Source organism: Neisseria wadsworthii 9715 (assembly GCF_000227765.1).
GTDB classification, from domain to species: Bacteria; Pseudomonadota; Gammaproteobacteria; order Burkholderiales; family Neisseriaceae; genus Neisseria; species Neisseria wadsworthii.
The window spans coordinates 1-1,047 of record NZ_JH165167.1 but is presented as its reverse complement, the minus strand read 5'-3'; the positions used below and the strand labels follow the sequence as shown (position 1 = coordinate 1,047).

1 protein-coding gene is annotated in these 1,047 nt (G+C 52.0%); it reads left to right on the top strand.

Going from position 1 to position 1,047, the window contains the following annotated elements:
* Positions 1–111: 111 nt before the first annotated feature.
* A partial coding sequence (istA, locus tag HMPREF9370_RS11450; protein WP_040667743.1) for an IS21 family transposase occupies positions 112–1,047 on the top strand: 936 nt, incomplete at its 3' end.

The following is a 1,047-nucleotide window of genomic DNA, read 5'->3' as shown; positions in this document are numbered from 1 at the left end:
AAATATCGTGCAAAACTGAGCCAGGGAAACGGGGAGTTGTGCTCCAAAAGTGAGCCACTCTCCGTTTGTTATAAACTGCTCCGCTTTATCACACAGCGGAGCCCAACCTGGATGTTATGCATGGAAACCATCGCAAAAGTGCACCGGCTTTTTCACCGACAGAAACTCTCACAACGTGAAATCGCCAAACAACTCAAACTCTCCCGCAATACAGTCGCCAAATATCTGCAGCACGCCACAGTCGAACCCCCCGTCTACCGCAGAGAACAAACCCATTACCCCAAGCTCGGTCCTTTTCTTGACGTGTTGACCCAACAGTTGCTCCAAGAAGCCCGGCTGCCCAAACAGCAACACCTTTCTGCCCGTCGACATTTCGAACGCCTCAAAGATGCCGGTTATGCCGGACAGTACAGTGCCGTTGCCGTATTTATCCGCAAATTCCGCCAACAGCACCAACCCAAGCCGGTTCCGGTCTTTATGGCTCAGGCTTTTGCTCCGGGTGATGCTTATCAGTTTGACTGGAGTATCGAAACCGTTTGTTTGGCCGGACAGACCGTTAAGGTAAATATCGCTCATTTCCGCTTATGCCACAGCAGGGCTTTTTTCGTTTGTGCTTATCCCAATCAGAAAGCCGATATGTTGATGGATGCGCACAACCGCGCATTCGCTTTCTTCGGCGGCGTACCTGCCCGCGGTATCTACGACAATATGAAGACCGCCGTTACCCGAATCGGCAAAGGTAAGGAGAGAGAGTTTAACGCACAGTTTTTACAGATGATGACCCACTTTCTCATTGAACCGGTTGCCTGTACCCCGGCTTCCGGCTGGGAGAAAGGCCAGGTCGAGCGGCAGATACGCCACCTGCGCGAAAGATTGTTCAAGCCGACTTTGGCTTTTGATTCCTTTACCTCTCTCAACGACTACCTGCAACAGCAATGCCTGCGGCTGATGCGGCAGCACAAACATCCCGAATACAGGCAGCCGGTTAACGACATATGGGAAAGGGAGAAGCATTCGTTGGCTGCTTTCCGTCCCTATCCGGCAGAA